The organism is Chryseobacterium limigenitum, assembly GCF_900114875.1.
GTDB lineage: Bacteria > Bacteroidota > Bacteroidia > Flavobacteriales > Weeksellaceae > Chryseobacterium > Chryseobacterium limigenitum.
Window position 1 is genome coordinate 92670 of record NZ_FPKW01000003.1, and the last position, 17186, is coordinate 109855.

General features: G+C 35.0%; 16 protein-coding genes. 6 read left to right on the plus strand and 10 right to left on the minus strand.

Features of this window, described 5'->3' with window-relative positions; all coding sequences use genetic code 11:
• Positions 1-121 precede the first annotated feature (121 nt).
• The 6 genes from BT156_RS05380 (at position 122) to BT156_RS05405 (ending at position 6719) form a co-directional block, all read left to right on the plus strand.
• On the plus strand, positions 122-2824 hold the full coding sequence (locus BT156_RS05380) for a valine--tRNA ligase (protein WP_072407940.1): 2703 nt from the start codon (positions 122-124) through the stop codon (positions 2822-2824).
• Positions 2825-2906: 82 nt separating this feature from the next.
• Positions 2907-3542, plus strand: coding sequence for a DUF4241 domain-containing protein (locus tag BT156_RS05385; protein WP_072407942.1), 636 nt, complete (start codon positions 2907-2909; stop codon positions 3540-3542).
• Between the two features lie 75 nt (positions 3543-3617).
• Complete coding sequence (locus tag BT156_RS05390) at positions 3618-4508, plus strand: ribokinase (RefSeq protein WP_072407944.1); 891 nt, start codon at positions 3618-3620, stop codon at positions 4506-4508.
• Positions 4509-4598: 90 nt separating this feature from the next.
• A complete protein-coding gene (locus tag BT156_RS05395; protein WP_072407946.1) occupies positions 4599-5444 on the plus strand; it encodes an alpha/beta hydrolase family protein in 846 nt (281 codons plus the stop codon).
• On the plus strand, positions 5441-6085 hold the full coding sequence (locus tag BT156_RS05400; RefSeq protein WP_072407948.1) for an HD domain-containing protein: 645 nt from the start codon (positions 5441-5443) through the stop codon (positions 6083-6085). The genes BT156_RS05395 and BT156_RS05400 overlap by 4 nt, the downstream gene beginning before the upstream one ends.
• A 40-nt stretch (positions 6086-6125) precedes the next feature.
• Complete coding sequence (locus BT156_RS05405; RefSeq protein WP_083582297.1) at positions 6126-6719, plus strand: hypothetical protein; 594 nt, start codon at positions 6126-6128, stop codon at positions 6717-6719.
• Between the two features lie 66 nt (positions 6720-6785).
• Here the strand turns inward: BT156_RS05405 and BT156_RS05410 are convergent, their stop codons facing one another.
• From BT156_RS05410 to BT156_RS05455, 10 genes are all read right to left on the minus strand, one after another.
• Positions 6786-7016: a hypothetical protein gene (locus BT156_RS05410; RefSeq protein WP_072407950.1), complete on the minus strand. Its 231-nt coding sequence runs from the start codon at positions 7014-7016 to the stop codon at positions 6786-6788.
• A 188-nt stretch (positions 7017-7204) separates the two neighbouring features.
• Positions 7205-8095 carry a DUF72 domain-containing protein gene (locus BT156_RS05415; RefSeq protein ID WP_072408398.1) on the minus strand — a complete coding sequence of 297 codons (891 nt, stop codon included), beginning with the start codon at positions 8093-8095 and terminating at the stop codon, positions 7205-7207.
• A 144-nt stretch (positions 8096-8239) separates the two neighbouring features.
• Positions 8240-9808 (minus strand): hypothetical protein, encoded by a 1569-nt coding sequence (locus BT156_RS05420; protein ID WP_139255415.1) that lies wholly within the window; start codon positions 9806-9808, stop codon positions 8240-8242.
• Between the two features lie 11 nt (positions 9809-9819).
• Positions 9820-10392, minus strand: coding sequence for a hypothetical protein (locus BT156_RS05425; protein ID WP_072407954.1), 573 nt, complete (start codon positions 10390-10392; stop codon positions 9820-9822).
• A 442-nt stretch (positions 10393-10834) separates the two neighbouring features.
• The gene (locus BT156_RS05430; RefSeq protein WP_072407956.1) at positions 10835-11653 is read right to left on the minus strand and encodes a hypothetical protein; all 819 of its coding nucleotides are present in this window, start codon (positions 11651-11653) and stop codon (positions 10835-10837) included.
• 20 nt (positions 11654-11673) lie between these two features.
• On the minus strand, positions 11674-12477 hold the full coding sequence (locus BT156_RS05435) for a hypothetical protein (protein WP_072407958.1): 804 nt from the start codon (positions 12475-12477) through the stop codon (positions 11674-11676).
• A gap of 2 nt (positions 12478-12479) precedes the next feature.
• Positions 12480-13304: a hypothetical protein gene (locus tag BT156_RS05440; protein ID WP_139255416.1), complete on the minus strand. Its 825-nt coding sequence runs from the start codon at positions 13302-13304 to the stop codon at positions 12480-12482.
• A gap of 273 nt (positions 13305-13577) precedes the next feature.
• Positions 13578-15275, minus strand: a complete 1698-nt coding sequence (locus BT156_RS05445) for a ribonucleoside-diphosphate reductase subunit alpha (RefSeq protein ID WP_072407962.1) — start codon at positions 15273-15275, stop codon at positions 13578-13580.
• A 21-nt stretch (positions 15276-15296) separates the two neighbouring features.
• Positions 15297-15584 (minus strand): hypothetical protein, encoded by a 288-nt coding sequence (locus BT156_RS05450; protein ID WP_072407964.1) that lies wholly within the window; start codon positions 15582-15584, stop codon positions 15297-15299.
• Between the two features lie 219 nt (positions 15585-15803).
• Positions 15804-16778, minus strand: coding sequence for a ribonucleotide-diphosphate reductase subunit beta (locus BT156_RS05455; protein ID WP_072407966.1), 975 nt, complete (start codon positions 16776-16778; stop codon positions 15804-15806).
• Positions 16779-17186 lie beyond the last annotated feature (408 nt).

Consider the following 17186-nt stretch of genomic DNA (forward strand, 5'->3'; position numbering starts at 1 on the left):
AATGTTAATATGTTTGTTAGATAAATTTTGAGAAACAAAGTTAAAAATTATTTTAATTCATACTCAAAATTTTTTTTCTTTAACCTATTTTTGCAAATTGTAAGCTAAAGAAACAGAATTTATGCAGATTTCAGAAAAGTATAATCCACAGGAAACAGAACAGAAATGGTATAGCTATTGGTTGGAAAACAAATATTTCCACTCAGAGCCTAATGAAAAACCACCATATACTATTGTAATTCCTCCGCCAAACGTTACGGGGATCTTACACATGGGTCATATGTTGAATAATACCATTCAGGATGTTCTGGTCCGCCGTGCAAGGATGCAGGGCTTTAATGCTTGCTGGGTTCCGGGAACAGATCACGCTTCAATTGCTACGGAAGCGAAGGTTGTTGCCAAACTGAAATCGGAAGGAATTAATAAATCAGATATTACCCGCGAAGAGTTTTTAAAGCACGCTTGGGAATGGACAGATAAATACGGAGGAACTATTCTTGAGCAGTTGAAAAAACTAGGTTGTTCATGCGATTGGGACAGAACCCGTTTCACAATGGAAGAATCACTTTCTCAGCAGGTGATCAAAAGTTTTGTTGATCTATATAATAAAGGACTTATTTATAGAGGATACAGAATGGTAAACTGGGATCCGGAAGCGAAAACCAATATTTCTGACGAAGAAGTTATTTTTAAAGAGCAAAACGGAAAATTATATTTCCTAAAATATAAAATCGAAGGTACAGAAGAATTCCTTTCGGTTGCTACAACACGTCCTGAAACTATTTTCGGTGATACTGCGGTTTGTATCAATCCTAATGATGAGAGATATGCTCATTTAAAAGGTAAAAATGTAATCGTACCGATCGTAAACAGGGTTGTTCCGATCATTGAAGACGATTATGTTGATATTGAATTCGGAACAGGTGCTTTGAAAATTACGCCTGCTCACGACATCAATGACTACGAGATTGGAAAGAAACACAATCTTCAGATGATTGATTCTTTGGATGATGACGGAAACTTAAACGATCACGGTTTACATTACGCTGGAAAAAACAGATTTGACGTAAGAAAGCAGATCGCAAAAGAATTAGAAGAAAAAGATCTTTTGTTGAAAGCAGAAGATTATGTAAATAAAGTAGGAACTTCAGAAAGAACAGGCGCAGTTATTGAGCCTAAAGTTTCTGTTCAGTGGTTTTTAAAAATGTCTGATATTGCTAAACCGGCTTTGGATGTAGTAATGGATGATGAGGTTAAATTTTATCCTGAAAAGTTTAAAAATACCTACAAACACTGGATGGAAAACATCCGCGACTGGAATATTTCCCGTCAATTATGGTGGGGACAACAAATTCCTGCGTTCTATTATGGTGACGGAGAAAATGATTTTGTAGTTGCAGAAAATATCGAAGAAGCGGTAGAATTGGCGAAGCAAAAAACTAGCAACGATCAACTAACAACCGACAACCTAAAACAAGACGAAGACGCTCTTGATACATGGTTCTCATCATGGTTGTGGCCAATGTCTGTTTTTGATGGTCTGAACGATCCTGAAAATAAGGATATTAATTATTATTATCCGACTTCAGACTTGGTAACAGGTCCGGATATCATTTTCTTCTGGGTAGCAAGAATGATCATGGCCGGATTGGAATACAGAAAAGAAGTTCCGTTCAAAAATGTTTATTTCACAGGGATTGTAAGAGATAAAATTGGTAGAAAGATGTCTAAATCTCTTGGAAATTCACCGGACCCATTAGATTTGATAGAACGTTATGGAGCTGATGCAGTAAGAGTGGGAATCATGATGAGCTCTGCAGCTGGAAACGATTTAAAATTCGATTCTGAGCAGATTGATGAGGAAGGAAATGTTTTAACTGAAAAACAGATAAAACATAGAATGGAAGAAGGTAAAGATGCTATTTATACTTCTCCGCTTTGCGATTTAGGAAGAAATTTTGGAACAAAAATCTGGAATGCTTTCCGATTAATTAATATGTGGAATCATGAAGATAAACCTGCGAATTCAACAGAAATTCAGACAATTGAATGGTTTGAAAATCAGTTGAATAAATCAATAGTTGAAATTAATGATCAATTCGAAAAATTCAGAATTTCTGATGCATTACATTTGCTTCAAAAATTAGTTAAAGATGATTTTTGCGGATGGTATCTGGAAGCGATCAAACCAAATTATGGTGAAGGTATTTCTAAAGAAGTTTACAATAAAACAGTTGCACTTTTTGAGGAATTAATGAAATTGGTTCATCCGTTTATGCCTTTCCAGTCAGAAGAAATCTGGCAATTGATCTCGGACAGAAATATTGATGAAGCATTAATAATTTCTCAACAAAAGAAAGCAGAAGCATTTAATGAAGATATTATTAAAAACTTTGAAACTGCAGAAGAAATTATCTCCGGGGTAAGAAATTACCGTCAGACAAAAGGTATTTCGCCAAAAGAAGCGGTTGAGGTTTATACAAGTGCGAGCGAATTTGAGAATGAAGCTGTTATTAGAAAATTAGCAAACGTTTCTGATATTCATTTTGGTGAAAAAACAGATAAACCAAGCTTTACATTCTTGATCGGATCAACGGAAGTTTCAATTCCTTTAAGTGAAAGCTTAGATTTAGGAGAAGAAAAAATCAAGACAGAAGAAGAATTAAAATATTTGAAAGGATTCTTAATTTCTGTTGATAAAAAGCTTTCTAATGAGAAATTCGTTGCCAATGCAAAACCTGAAGTTGTAGAAAGTGAGCGTAAGAAACAAAAAGATGCGCAGGATAAAATTGCAATTCTGGAAGAGAAACTGAAAAGTTTATAATTAAAATATAAGTAAAGTATGAAAATTGTCAGGCTGAGTTATATCTAAGTCTGGCAATTTTTAAATATATTTCAAGATTGAAATGACACACATAGAAAACATAAAAAAGCTATTTTCAAAGGATTTTGTAGAAAGTCCGCTATTAGAGAGCTTTGAAGTTGGAAAAATTTATCTTTCCAGCGGGAAATTGGTTGCCTGTGATCCTTTGATTACTAATGATATGCAGCCTTTTTCTATAGAATTTCCAAAAGGAGATTTTTCTGTTTTATTGCATAAAGAAAGAGAGAGTAATTGTGTGGCGTATGCCGAGATTATTTTCGCTAATGCTGAAGTCACCGAGTGGAATTTGGCCACTACAGCGGATCAAAATGTAAAAGATCTGGCAGAAGGCGAGGTTTTTGGGTATCCTGCTGAAAGCGGCATGGGCTGTTTTATGGATGTTGATACTCAGGAAAGTCTGGATAAGCTGGAAAAAAAATTATACCATAGCAAAGGAGCAGATTTCATGGGAATTTACGAAGAATTCTTCCATGATTATTTCTTTGATGAAAATGGTGCGATCGATCAGTATGCATTTTTAAAGCCGTCAGAAGACCATCCCGGAACTATTTTTGGTTTTGAAACGGGGTATGGCGAAGGTTTTTATGCAAGCTATATTGGTTATGATAAAAATAATAATCCTGTAAAGATAATTACAGAATTTATAGAAATTAGTTAATTAAAGTTAATTGTTTTTGAAACAATATTTCCCTTTTTTAAATTTGTTCAAACTAAACTAAATAATAAAAACACAATGAATTTTTCCTCAGAACAACCCAAAATAATAGTGGTCGGCAGTTCTTCCATAGATCTGATTTTAGAGACCGAAAAAATTCCCATTCCAAACGAAACTGTTTTAGCCACTAATTCAGACAGTTATTTTGGAGGTAAAGGGGCAAATCAGGCAGTTGGAGCTGCAAGGCTGGGGGCAAGTGTTTATTTTGTAGGCTGTGTCGGTATGGATCCTCTTGGTCAGCAAATTATGAGAAATCTTGTAGGCGAGGGCGTAAACGTAGGATTTGTTTATGAAACAGACAGAGAATCTACGGGAACAGCTTATGTAACGACTTCCGGTGGAGATGCGGCTATCGTTGTGGTTCCCGCAGCCAATAAATGCTTAAGTATAGAACATATTGAGGCAGCAGATAAGTATTTTAACACTGTTGATTTGATCCTTGTTCAGCTTGAGGTTTCTCTTGAAGTGGTAGAGTATACGATCAGAAAAGCTAAAAAATACGGTAAAAAAGTTGGTTTATACGCTTCTCCAGCTATGAGATTAAGTGATGAACTTCTGGAAAATGTAGATTTTATCGTTTCTAAAAGCAGCGAATTACACATTGTCTTTGGCGAAGATCAGAGAGAAGATATTCTTAAAAAATATTCCAACAAAGTTTTTGTAAGAGATGATACCAATTCTACCGTTTATTTTGATGGAACAGAAATGAAATATTTCAGAAACGACAAAGATGAAACGGTATATAAAATGGGAATGGGAGATGCCTTTACATCAGGATTTGCAATTGCCCTGTGCCATGGTAACTCTATTGAAGAATGCGTGAAATTCGGGAATGAAGTTTCTTCAAGAGTTTCAGGAACAAAAGGTTCGCAGAGTGCATTGCCAAGAGTTTCAGACTTCTTTTCTTAAAGCTATTTACTACATATCGAAAACAGATAAGTTAACATAAAAAATATCAATAAAATCTCCACTTTTATAGTGGATTTTTTGTTTTAAAATATGGAGAAGTTAATTCTTAGGACTCACGACAATACAGCTCTCACGGCACATCTTTTTTTGCCTGAAAAGAGCAATAATAAATTCCTGCTCATCAATTCGGCAACGGGAGTCAAACAGCAGATTTATTTCTCTTTTGCCCAGTTTTTTGCTGAAAAAGGATTTACAGTGATTACGTATGATTATCGCGGAATCGGACTTTCAAAACCTGAAAATATGAAAGGTTTTAAAGCTTCCATGAGAATTTGGGGCTCTGAAGATTATAAAACATTGACGGAATACATCAAGAACCGATTTTCTGATTACGAAAAATATTGTCTGGGACATTCTGTTGGTGCCCTGATTTTAGGAATGAATCAGGATTCTGAAATATTTAAGGAATTTATTTTTGTTGGAACTCAAAATGCGTTTGTCGGACATTTAAAATTCAAAACAAAAATTGAAGCTTACGTCGGTTTCGGAATTATTCAGCCTGTAACGACCACTTTATTAGGTTATTTCCCCGCAAATTGGTTTGGTTTGGGAGAAAGTCTTCCAAAAAATTGCGCTTATGACTGGAGAATCTTAATTTTGAATAAGAAATCAACCAATGGTTTATTAGAGAAAATTGATGATTTTTCTAAAAATTTAACACAGAAAGTATTCGTTATTCGGGCTGAAGATGATGCTTGGTTAACGGAAAAAGGAGTAAAAAGCCTTTTGAATGATACTTATCCCAACCTAAAGCCAACTTACAGATTAGTAAAGGTCTCTGAATCTGAGAAGGGAGAAATTGGGCATATTAATTTTTTTAGAAGCTTTAATAAAAAACTTTGGGACATTATTTTAAATGAATTAATTGAGAAATGAAAGATATAATAGATAACACGGTAGAATTTGTAAAACAAAAATTGGAAGGTGCAGAAGCTGGTCACGACTGGTTTCATATCGAAAGAGTGTGGAAACTTTCAAAGAAAATAGCTCAGGATGAGGATTGTAATCAGGATGTTGTGGAGCTTTCTGCATTGTTGCATGATATTGCAGATCCCAAATTTCATAATGGTGATGAAACCTTAGCTTTAATGGTTTCCCGCGAGTTTCTGGAAGGTGAAAACACACCTGAAGATATTATTGAGCAGGTTTTATTCGTTATCAAAAATATTTCATTCAAAAATAGAGGTGAAGCTCCAAAAGATCTCCCTGTTGAGCTTAAAATCGTTCAGGATGCAGACCGTATTGATGCGATAGGAGCGATCGGGGTTGGGAGAACGTTTAATTTTGGAGGATTTAAAAATAATCCGATGTATCATCCTGATATTAAGCCTCAACTGAATATGTCTAAAGATGAATACAAAAAATCTAACGGAACAACCATCAACCATTTTTATGAAAAACTGTTGCTTCTGAAAGATTTGATGAACACGGAAAAAGGAAAAGAAATTGCTCAGGAAAGACATGATTTTATGTTAAAATTTCTGGATCAGTTTTATAAAGAGTGGAATGTAGAGTAGTCTTCTTTTAAAGACCTTTCGAAATCAGTATCTTTGCAACATGGGCTTAATCATTTTTGTTATCTTTCTGGCTTCTATTATTTCTCTGATTTTATCAAAAATAAAAAAAGGGAAAGGTGCTCAATGGGCGAAGATTTTCCGAATTGCTACCGTTGTTTTTTCAATTTCTATTTTCACGTATTGGTTTGTGAAAAAAAGTGCGGTGGGGATTGTGAAGGATTCTTTGGCTTTGCAGGTGATCAATAAACTTCCTCAGACGTTGGATTTTTATGTGATCAACAATAATGATCCGGATAAGGATGGGATTTTAGAAGCCAAACATATCGGAAAAATCCGCCCGGAGTATTACAGAATAGAACATCTTAAAATGGATAAATCCAATGAATATTGGATCGTCGGATATTTAGGGAAAAAGAATCTTGTCTATTTTTCTCAGCATTCTGTTCCTAATAAAAATATTGATCAGATTATTGAGGTTCAGAATTATATCAATCAAAGTGTAAAACTTTCCGAAATTGCAAAGAAACAGGTTGAAGCTTATAATCATGAGAATATTAAACTTGGAATATGGGTGTCTTTAGATTTTCTTTTATTATTTCTGAATATGGTTTTATTATTGAGAAAGAAAAAATAAAAAAGGAATAACGTAAGTTGAGATTTGTTTCATTAAATAGTTATTTTCAATTAATTTTTTTTAAAATTAAGGATAATCTAAAATCTGCATCACTCTTTCTTTGAATTCTTCAGGACAATTTTTGATCAGTTTATCCTTGTTATGTTTGCTGATCTGCTGTGCTTCCAGCCATTCACTCACATCAGACCTCAGACTGTTATGGTCATAAACTCTTTTTATCTTATTATCATTATAAAAAGTGTAGGTATCTCCAAGCCAAGTTGTAGATATACTGATTGTACAAATTTCTTTTTCCATAACATTAATTTTTGAACATTAAATATTCAATATGCTTTCATCTCTAATTTACTCAAATTTTATTATAAATAGAGGGTTTTATTAATGTTTTTATAAAACGGGTTTATGGAGAAATCTATTGCGTAAAAATCAAATATGTGTGAATTATTTTATGATATTAATTCTATACAGTGTATAATCAATAATGATTAAAATAAAGTTGCTGTGTTTTCTGTTGCCATTTTAGGGATCGGGAGATCAGTTTTCCATTCTTCGTTCATTTTATTGATGAAATAAGCAGATAATAAGGGAGATGCTTTTTCAATATTCTGATGCACAAAAAAGTATAGATTTTGAAGACCTTCTTTCTTCCATTTTGTTAAATGTTTCATCCAGTCATCCAGTCTTTCGTAATCGCTTTCGGCATTAGCACCAACGTATCTTATGAACGCGTTTGGAGTCGTGAGGCGCATATGAAGCATATCTCTTCTTCCTGCAGTGTCTACAATGATGTTTGTGATATTATTAGCCTCAAAAAGTTCGCAGGTAGTATTAAAAATATCTTCGTCGGTAAACCATTCAGTGTTTCTTAATTCGATGGCGAGAGGAACCTCTTTTGGCCATTCTTTCACGAATTTTTCTAACCTGTCGTAGTCTTTTGGTTTAAAATTATCATGAAGCTGCAGAAAAACCATTCCTAATTTTTCGTTGAAGTTCATCACAGAAGTCGCAAAATTAGTAACAGGGTCTGTAACGTCAATTAATCTTCTGAAATGAGAAACGGTATTTGTAATCTTCGGGAAAAATTTAAAGTTTTCCGGCGTTTTTTCTTTCCAGGTAAGAACTTGTTCAGGAGTTGGCATTCCGTAAAATGTAGCATTTAATTCAATGGAATTGAACTGTGTCGCGTAATATGTTAATTCGTCTTTTGTTCCTTTAGGATAAAATCCTTTAAGATCTGTTTTGTTCCATTTTGCGCATCCGATAGAAATATTTTCTAAGCCCTTTTTGTTCTGATTTAAAATTTCCTTTGTTCTGGAATGATCTTTTGGTAACGTAAAATCTATTTTTGAAGGATCTTCTACTTGCCCGAATTTCATATTTGATCTTTTTGGAATTAAACTTAAACTGTCTAACAAATATAAAACAAAACCACAGAAATTTCCATGGATTGTGATGTTAAAATATCAGTAAAAATAAAAACCGCAAGCTTTTTTCATTACTTACGGTTTCTTTTGAAAATATTATTTTATAATTTGAGTAACCATTTTATTGGAAATTACTGAATACATACAGCCTGTGCTTTTCAGGTTAACAGTAATGGTTGCCGGAACCGATCTGTAGGCAGTATCTCCATAAGGTTCAATTATTTTACCGTTTGAATCTTTAAGCGTTCTTCCTTTGATGGTATAAGTTATTGATGTCGTTCCTGTAAAACCACTTGAAGGGGTAAACGTAACAATACCTGTCGTTTTGTTGTAAGACCATGTTCCTTGCGGGGTTACTTTTTTACGGTATAAGGTAAGATCTGTATCACTACTTTTTGTAAAACTGAAAGTATTGTAATCAATATTATCCTTACTTCCTGTTGGTGGAGTTACAATACTTATCGCTCCTTTGTAAGCAATATCATTATTAAAAACAGGGATTACAACTGCCTGATTTTTACAGGTAGAAACTACATCGTCATTCGCTACGGCAGAATAAGGAAGTGTAAGTTTTACGTTTCGGATAATATGCTGTTCGTATGCCGCTCCTGTTGATGCTGCAAAACCCAATTTTAAAACCGAAGGAACTGTAGCATCTAAAGTTTGATTGGTAGGCGATCCTTCCGTATCTGAACTGTTAAAGTCGGTTGGTGAAGGATTTGCATTTTCACTGTAAGGTACAGAGGTTTTGTAATGATAATAGTTAATTACATTGATAGGTGTTCCGTTTTGTGTAGTCTGAACATCAACCTTTATATCAAAACCATCCGTTGTAGTGGCTGTTACAAAGTGAGGAATGAGATCCAGATATACTTTCCTGAACTCGCCATTTCCGTTTCTAAGGTCAAATACAGAAGTTAGCGTATTTGTTGTTGCTAAATATGATCTGTCTGTCTGTAATATTCTTCCGACAGTTCCTGAATTGCTTAACGTCGTACGTGTTGCCAAAACAGGGTATCCTGTGTAGCCGTCTCCTAATCCGTTTGCATTAATTACAGCTCCTTTTGCTCCTCTTAAAGTTACATGGCTTCCTCCCTGGCTCCAGGTCACCCCTGAAATACCGTTTACCCTGGATTCTCCCTGAAATCGTTTTGATTTAAAATTTCCAAACTCATCCAAAGCAATACCAAGATAAGCGCCCGATAAACCAGCTTTTCTAAATGATGAATAATCATTTTTTGCCCTATTATAAGCGTATCCCAAACCTGCGCCGGCAGATCCGAGTGTTGGGCTGGTTACAGAGCCGTCATACAAGAAAAAAGATAAACCGTCACCATACGAACCGCTGAATAAAGCTCCGGCTTTCATGTCGTATTCAAATTCTACGTGTAAACCATTCACCGATGTGAAAGTTCTGCCGTTAATAAGCAATCCTCCGAACTGACTTGCGCTTGCTGGAGTTAACTGTACTCCTGTTGAAGTATGTGAGGCGCTTCCCTGTATGGCAAGTTCCGGTGCTGATGAAGCATTCATCAATGAACTTGAATAGGAATAAAACCCATAAATGCTGGCCACTTCGGTGCTGTCTGTCTGTGCATACATAAAGTTTGTAAGCAACGTAAAGATAAGGCTCATCAATGAGAGCCCTCTAAGATTCTTTTTCATAGCTACTTACCTTATTTTACTACAAAAACGATGTTGATGAAAGAAGCTGGAGTTGCGTTTGATAAGACATCGTAATTTAATACACCGGAATCACTTATGCTGTTGATCTTAAATACCGTACTGTCATAAGCCGTCACATAATAATAAATATCTGAAGCATTAGGAAAAAACGGAATAGCCGACGGAGCAGAGGTACTTCTGGCATTAGCAGGAATACTCGAAAACTGATTTTTGTATAAAGTATAAAGGTCTTTTGTTTGTCCTGCACTGATAACCGATGTGTCAAAAACTACACTTGGCATGTAGAAAAACTTGGCTACATACGGAGACAGACAAACCCAATCAGGTGATGCAGGTGTTCCTACGTTCTGGCTGATGCATTTTTTGTTGGTGTCAAAAATTACTAATCCTGTTGCGGGAGTGGTAACTGATGCTAAGTTGCTGATTCTTGGGAGTAAAACTCCTTTTGTGGTGCTATTAATGTCTAGAGCTGAGCTTGTATTTGGAGTGGTTGTATTTATACCCACCTGCGCAGTAACGGCGCCCCAAGCCACTACTGAAAGCAAGAAAATAATCTTGTTCATTTCGAAATAATTTTTTTTGTTGTGTTATGTGTTATAAATCTTTAGCAAATTTCTTGCCAATAGAATATTAATAATATGAAGCGAAAATTAGGTTAATTTTTTGTCTTTAAATATTGCATGTTATGATTATTAATAATTTAAAATGTGTTTTTCATGATAAAGATAAGATGTCACCAGGAAGTGTTTTTTATTCTGTTTTAAAAGGTTTTGTGATGGTAGAATTCGTTGTTTTATTTTTGGTTATTTTTTAATTTAAATTAATATTTTAATATGTAATTGAAATGTTAATCATTTACATAATCGTATTATTAATATTAAATGTATAATTTTAATATTTTATGATTTATTTTATTAAATTTTTAACTGAAATAAAAAAGCCCCCCAATCGGGATCTTCCTATTGAGTTTAATAGTAATTAATTCTAATTTTTATAATCTTAATTTTATTGACCCAAATAAACAAAAATATACGTTGAAAGATATTTAGGTGTTAAATTCAACGGAGTACTTGATCCTCCGGTAGAAAGATTATAAGTATGCGTGTGAGCCCCGGCGCTGGATGTGGTTGATGTTTCAGCATCGTTATCAACTACGGTTTGGTTACTTCCGCCTTCTATACTGTTTGTAACACCGCTAGCTCTGTCATTATACGTGTGAGTATGAGCTCCGTCACTTGTAGTTGTGGCGTTATAAGTTGTATTTGGTAAATTGACCCTGGCAAGGGTAACAGAAGTGCTTCCTGTATTGGTTCCTAATGTTTCAGTTGCTGATTTTGCTTTTAAAAATTTATCTGAACTATCAGGTAAAACCGTTGAGAATCCTAGAGAAGTTGCATTTGTTTGTGCAACAGCAGGTAAAGTTGATACTGCTCTTCCGTTTAAAAGATACCATCCTTCATGATCAGCTGCTGTACTGCTGTGTTTTATGTCTCCTACAGTTGGTGTCTGTACTTCCAATTTGTTCCATGATGTTCCGTCATTGTAATAAAATCCGGGTGTTACACTTGTAAGAGCTGTTGCTGTAGCGGTATTTGTGTTATAAACTGTAATTCCTGCAATATGACTCGGTAACGGACTTGGGTTATTGGTTGCCGTCAAGGATACTTTTGGCATTAATAAACCTTTATTTCTGTTTTGTGAATATAATTCTAAAGCAGCGTCTGTATTAGGTGAAGGTGTTGCTGTAACACCTGCCGTGATCATAACCTGAGCTTGAGTAAATGTGCAAGCTATAATTAAGAATATGTAATTTAATTTTTTCATTGAGTGAAGTGTTTTTTTGTCTATTTTCCTAAATAAATGAAGTTTTGTACAACCATATGTTTAGGATACTGATTGATCGCAACATTGGTTCCTCCGCTTGGTACGGAAAATGTGTGCTGATGATCTCCTGATGCTCCTGTAGTTCTTACTTCGGTGTCAATCGTTCTTGTTGTGTTTTGTCCTCCGGCATTGTAATTCCAGTAATTAACACCTCTGTTGGTATAGGTGTGGGTGTGGGCTCCACTTTGAGCCGTAGTTCCTGTAATGCTTAAATTGGGTAAATTAGCCTGAGTGATAGAATAAGAATTATTTCCTCCCACAGCAGCCAGAGTTTCTGAAGTATTTTTACCTTTCAGCATTCTGTCGCTTGAATTGGGCAGCGTAGTAGTGAATCCAAGTGAAGAGGCACTTGTCTGACTGATAGCCGGTAAAGTAGTAATATTTCTTCCGTTCAGTAAATACCAACCGTCATGATCTGTTGTTACAAGGCTAGATTTGATATCTCCAATTCTTGGAAGATTATTGGTGATGGACATTAAAACCCATTTCGCTCCGTCATTGTAGTAGAGTCCCGGAATTACATTGTTGGGTGAAGTTCCTGCTATTGCTGTATTGTAAACCCACATTCCTTCAACATGGCTCCCCATAGGAGAAGCGGAGTTTAAAGAAGTAAGAGAAACAGTATTCATAAGAAGTCCTTTATTGGAACTGTTTAATTCTAAAACGGCAGAGCTGGAAGGGTTTGAGGTACCGATACCAACTTGTGATTTTAATACTGCAAAAAAAAGAATTCCTATCGATGTGCAAAATAATCTTGTTTTCATAATTAGTTTCCTAAATAGATAAATACGTTAGTGATGATGTTGTCCGGTTTTAAACTTACAGCTTGGCTGCTCCCTAATGAAAAGCTCAGAGAATGGGTGTGCGCTCCTGAACTAGCAGTTGTGTCGTTTACACTTGCTGCATTAGAAACAGGATTGTTAGTTCCTGCCGCAACACCATTTGTTGTTGAGTTTGCCGGATTATCTGTGTAAGTATGCGTATGGCTTCCTGTAGTATTGGTTGTTCCTGTGAATGTTACATTGGGTAAATTAGCTTGTGTCAAAGTAAATGTATCGCTTCCGGAAGCTGTTCCCATATTATCACTTCCACTTGTATTTTTTAGATATCTGTCGGTTGCATCAGGTAAAATTACAGCGAAGCCTAAAGCAGAAGCTCTCGCTCTTGGATTTACAGCTAAAGTGGAAACTGTTCTTCCGTTCAAAAGATACCATCCATTGTGATCAGCACTTTGGAAACTGTTTTTAATATCTCCAATCTGAGGTTTTTTTGTGGACAATTTTACCCAAGCTGTACCATTGTTGTAGTAAAGGCCTGGAGTGACATTGTTAGGCGAAGTTCCTGCTGTTGCTGTGTTATAAACAACCATTCCTGCAGAATGCGAAGCAAGAGGAGCTGCTAAATTCGTAGCCTGTAATGAAATTCTGGTTAATAAAAGGCCTTTGTTGTTGGGGGTGCTTTCAAGGTGTAAAACACTTTCTGTGTTAATTACGCCTGAGGAATTTGAAATTTTTACCTGAGCCTTAATTTCAAAGAGAATTGTTAATAAAATCAACATAATGATCTTATTAGTGTTAATAATATTTGTCATAATGGTTGGTTTGAAATAATTTTGTTGTGTTGTGGGCGCAAAAGTATGAAAAAAAAATAAAATATTATTACTTGAAAACCAATAATATATCGCCTAAATATCACTGTTTGGAGAGTGTGATTATGAAATTTGCAGTATTAATCATGGATAAATGAAAAATAAACATTTATGATTGCTAAATTAAATTTTTATTAAAAACTTAAGAACACAAAAAAAGCACGCTAAAAAACGTGCTTTTATGAATAATATGCTGAAGTTTATTACTTTTTATCTCTATGCTTCGCAAGCTGAACAAGAAACAAAATTTACCATCATTTCTTTTGAAACTGATGAACTTCTTTGATAATATAAAGTCTTGACTCCTTTTTTCCAAGCTTCGATGTAAAGGTAATTTACATCTTTTACCGGCATTGTAGAAGGAATCTGTAAGTTCAATGATTGAGCTTGGTCAATATACTGTTGTCTCTGTGCAGCCTGAGAAATGATCTCCATCGGAGAAATTTCCTTAAATGTTTTGAATACTGCTTTTTCTTCGTCCGTTAATTCAGATAAATGCTGAACAGAACCGTGGTTTAGCATAATCGTTCTCCAGGTTTCCTCGTTGTCTAATCCTTTTTCTTCTAATAATTTAGCTAAATACTTGTTCTTACGCATGAAGTTTCCTTTAGCCAAACCAGCTTTATAATAGTTAGAGGCAAAAGGTTCAATTCCAGGAGAAGTTTGTCCTAAAATAGCTGAACTGGAAGTAGTAGGAGCGATAGCCATTGTAGTGGTGTTTCTCAACCCGTAACCTTTCAATAATTCAGGTTCTCCGTAGATATTTGCAAGCTCTCTTGAAGCTGTTTCTGCCTGTTCTTTGATATGTCTGAAAGCTCTCGCATTGAATTGAGTCGCCTCAAAACTTTCAAACGGAATCATGTTTTTCTGTAAATAAGAATGATATCCTAAAACTCCCAAACCAAGCGCTCTGTGACGCAATGCGAAGTTTCTGGCTCCTTGTAGGTAATAGTTTCCTTCTGTTTTTTCGATAAATTCAGTTAAAACTGCGTCCAAGAAATAAACAGCCAATTTTACAGCATCTGTATCTTTCCATTCGTCATACAATTCCAAGTTCATAGAAGATAGACAGCAGATGAAAGATTCTTCTCTTGTAGAAGGAAGCATGATCTCAGAGCAAAGGTTACTTGCATTCACAGGCATTCCTAAGTCTTTGTAAACCTGAGGTTTGTTTCTGTTAACGTTATCGGTAAAGAAAATATAAGGAAGACCTTTTTGCTGACGGCTTTCCAATACTCTTGCCCAGATTTTACGTTTATCCATATCTCCGTCGATCATATCCTGCATCCAGTAATCCGGAACACAAATTCCTGTAAACAAGTTCTGGATCGGACTTCCGATGTCTTTAATTGATAAAAATTCTTCAATATCTCCGTGGTCAATATCCAGATAAGCAGCAAAAGCACCTCTTCTTACACCGCCTTGAGAAACTACATCCATTGCAGTATCAAACAATTTCATGAAAGAAACAGCTCCTGAAGATTTTCCGTTATCTGTTACGGCAGTACCTCTGTTACGAAGTTCTCCGAAATAACCTGAAGTTCCGCCTCCAATTTTTGTCTGCATGATGACTTCACCCATTTTGTGGGTAATTCCTTCAATACTGTCCGGAATGTGAACGTTGAAACAAGAGATTGGAAGACCTCTCTGTGTTCCCATGTTTGCCCAAACAGGAGATGAGAAACTGATCCATCCTTTCACGATCATTTCCTTGAAAGCCGGCTGTAATTCAGGCTTGTATAATTTTTTTGCAGCTGCGGTGGTGATTCTGTCAATAGCTCCGTCTACAGTTTCTCCTTTCAACAGATATCCTCTGTTAAGCATTTGCTCAGACTCTTCATTGAGCCACCATATATTTGAATTTTGCTCTTCCATAGATGTTTGTATGTTTTCAAACTTCTGGGTTTGTTTTATTACCCGGAAATTTTGTGTTGTTTATATTGATTGTAAAATTTCTACTTTATGAGAACCGTTCAGTCCGCTTTCATCTCTTAACCTTTGAAATTCTTTAAAAGATGGAACATTCAAAACCTCATGCTGAACCGCTTCATTGATATAATTTGAATAATGAACAAAGGTAACGCCGTCTTCTTTTACATAAACTTTATACTCAAATGTTGATTGATCTAAATTTTTAAAATCATTTAAAAACTTCTGAATATTCACCTTGTTTTCTGAAACAAAATCGGGGTTTACGGTGTAAGATACGATTACGTTGATCATTATTTTTTGTTTTGATATTTAAATCTGCTTGTCATTGCGAGGAACGAAGCAATCTCTTAATAATTTTAACCTCTTAATAACTTCTTAATGGTTTAAAATTTTAATTATTAATATTTAAGATGCTTCGACAGGCTCAGCATGACATTGCTAATACTAACTGTTTTGACGCTCGCTTCGCTCGCGCTCTTCATCTAAAATTCAGAATTTAAAATCTAAAATTTAGAAAAGATCGTTCGCCGTAATACTCTTATCGTGTTTTGTATAATCTACAGGTCTTTTTGCAAAGAAATCATCCATAGAATTAGCGAAAACTTCCTCCTCAAACCATTTCATTGGACGGTATTGCTCCGGAGTAATATTGTAACGCGTGTCCATATTGATTTTCTTTAAACTGTCGTCAACACGGTATTTCATGAAGTTTAAAAGATCTTCTTTTGAGAAGAAACTTAATTCTCCTAATTCAAAAATCCAGTCAATGATTTCGCCTTCTAATTCTACAGACTGATCAACTAAAGTATAGATATCTTCAATATCAGAATCAGTTAATAGATCGGGTTGCTCTTCACGGATTTTGTTGATTAAATAAATTCCAGCATTCGCGTGAATTTGCTCATCAATAGAAGTCCAAGCGATAATATTAGAAACATTTTTCATGTATCCTTTAAATCTTGTGAAAGAAAGAATGATCGCAAACTGTGAGAAAAGCGAAACATTTTCAATCAGGATACTGAATAATAAAAGAGAAGAAACATATTCTTTCGGTGTTGTAGAATTTGCGTGCTTAAGAACGTTTGATAAGAAATCGATTCTCTTTTTTACAGCAGGAATTTCTATGACATTAGAGAATTCTTCGCTATATCCTAACACTTCTACCAAACGGGAATAGGCTTCAGAATGACGGAATTCGCATTCTGCAAAAGTAGCTCCAAGACCGTTTAATTCAGGTTTTGGCATGTGGTTGTATAGGTTTCCCCAGAATGTCTTTACAGACACCTCGATCTGTGCAATGGCTAAAAGTGCATTTTTTACAGCATATTTTTCGTGCGGTTCAAGTTGCGAATGAAAATCCTGAACATCTGCGGTAAAATCCACTTCCGAATGTACCCAGAACGATTTGTTGATCGCCTCTACAAATTGAAGAACCTCAGGGTATTCAAATGGTTTATAGCTTACTCTTTTATCAAAAATTCCCATATTAAAATGTCTTTAAAATTAAAATAATTAGATCACTGTGGATAAGATTCAAGAAATATTTAACGTTCTGATTGTTTGAAACTTATAATTAAAAGTTATTCACCCAAACGGTGCGCTTATTTCTTGTTACGTGCGAAGCACAAAGGTCGAAAAAAAGAACTGATTTTAAAAGAGGCAAATACTAATTGGCTGACTTTTAACCTTAAAAGTTTTCCACATTTACATGAAACTTGCTCTGATATTGGCTTACACACTATTATTCAGCAAAAATAAATAAAATTGTCGAGTTACAGTTAAACACTTTATTGTAAATACCTATAAACAAAATAGAAAATAGTTAAACACTAAATTATTTGAATAAATTTTTATTCTTGTAACAAATTGAAATTTACTTCTACTTATTAGGAT

Bases quoted from the DNA above. Each gene is read 5' to 3' on its own strand.
- BT156_RS05410 (WP_072407950.1), bottom strand. From the start codon at position 7,016: ATGGAAAAAGAAATTTGTACAATCAGTATATCTACAACTTGGCTTGGA.
- BT156_RS05395 (WP_072407946.1), top strand. From the start codon at position 4,599: ATGGAGAAGTTAATTCTTAGGACTCACGACAATACAGCTCTCACGGCA.
- BT156_RS05415 (WP_072408398.1), bottom strand. From the start codon at position 8,095: ATGAAATTCGGGCAAGTAGAAGATCCTTCAAAAATAGATTTTACGTTA.
- BT156_RS05405 (WP_083582297.1), top strand. From the start codon at position 6,126: ATGGGCTTAATCATTTTTGTTATCTTTCTGGCTTCTATTATTTCTCTG.
- BT156_RS05425 (WP_072407954.1), bottom strand. From the start codon at position 10,392: ATGAACAAGATTATTTTCTTGCTTTCAGTAGTGGCTTGGGGCGCCGTT.
- BT156_RS05430 (WP_072407956.1), bottom strand. From the start codon at position 11,653: ATGAAAAAATTAAATTACATATTCTTAATTATAGCTTGCACATTTACT.
- BT156_RS05380 (WP_072407940.1), top strand. From the start codon at position 122: ATGCAGATTTCAGAAAAGTATAATCCACAGGAAACAGAACAGAAATGG.
- BT156_RS05455 (WP_072407966.1), bottom strand. From the start codon at position 16,778: ATGGGAATTTTTGATAAAAGAGTAAGCTATAAACCATTTGAATACCCT.
- BT156_RS05420 (WP_139255415.1), bottom strand. From the start codon at position 9,808: ATGAAAAAGAATCTTAGAGGGCTCTCATTGATGAGCCTTATCTTTACG.
- BT156_RS05450 (WP_072407964.1), bottom strand. From the start codon at position 15,584: ATGATCAACGTAATCGTATCTTACACCGTAAACCCCGATTTTGTTTCA.
- BT156_RS05440 (WP_139255416.1), bottom strand. From the start codon at position 13,304: ATGACAAATATTATTAACACTAATAAGATCATTATGTTGATTTTATTA.
- BT156_RS05400 (WP_072407948.1), top strand. From the start codon at position 5,441: ATGAAAGATATAATAGATAACACGGTAGAATTTGTAAAACAAAAATTG.
- BT156_RS05390 (WP_072407944.1), top strand. From the start codon at position 3,618: ATGAATTTTTCCTCAGAACAACCCAAAATAATAGTGGTCGGCAGTTCT.
- BT156_RS05435 (WP_072407958.1), bottom strand. From the start codon at position 12,477: ATGAAAACAAGATTATTTTGCACATCGATAGGAATTCTTTTTTTTGCA.
- BT156_RS05385 (WP_072407942.1), top strand. From the start codon at position 2,907: ATGACACACATAGAAAACATAAAAAAGCTATTTTCAAAGGATTTTGTA.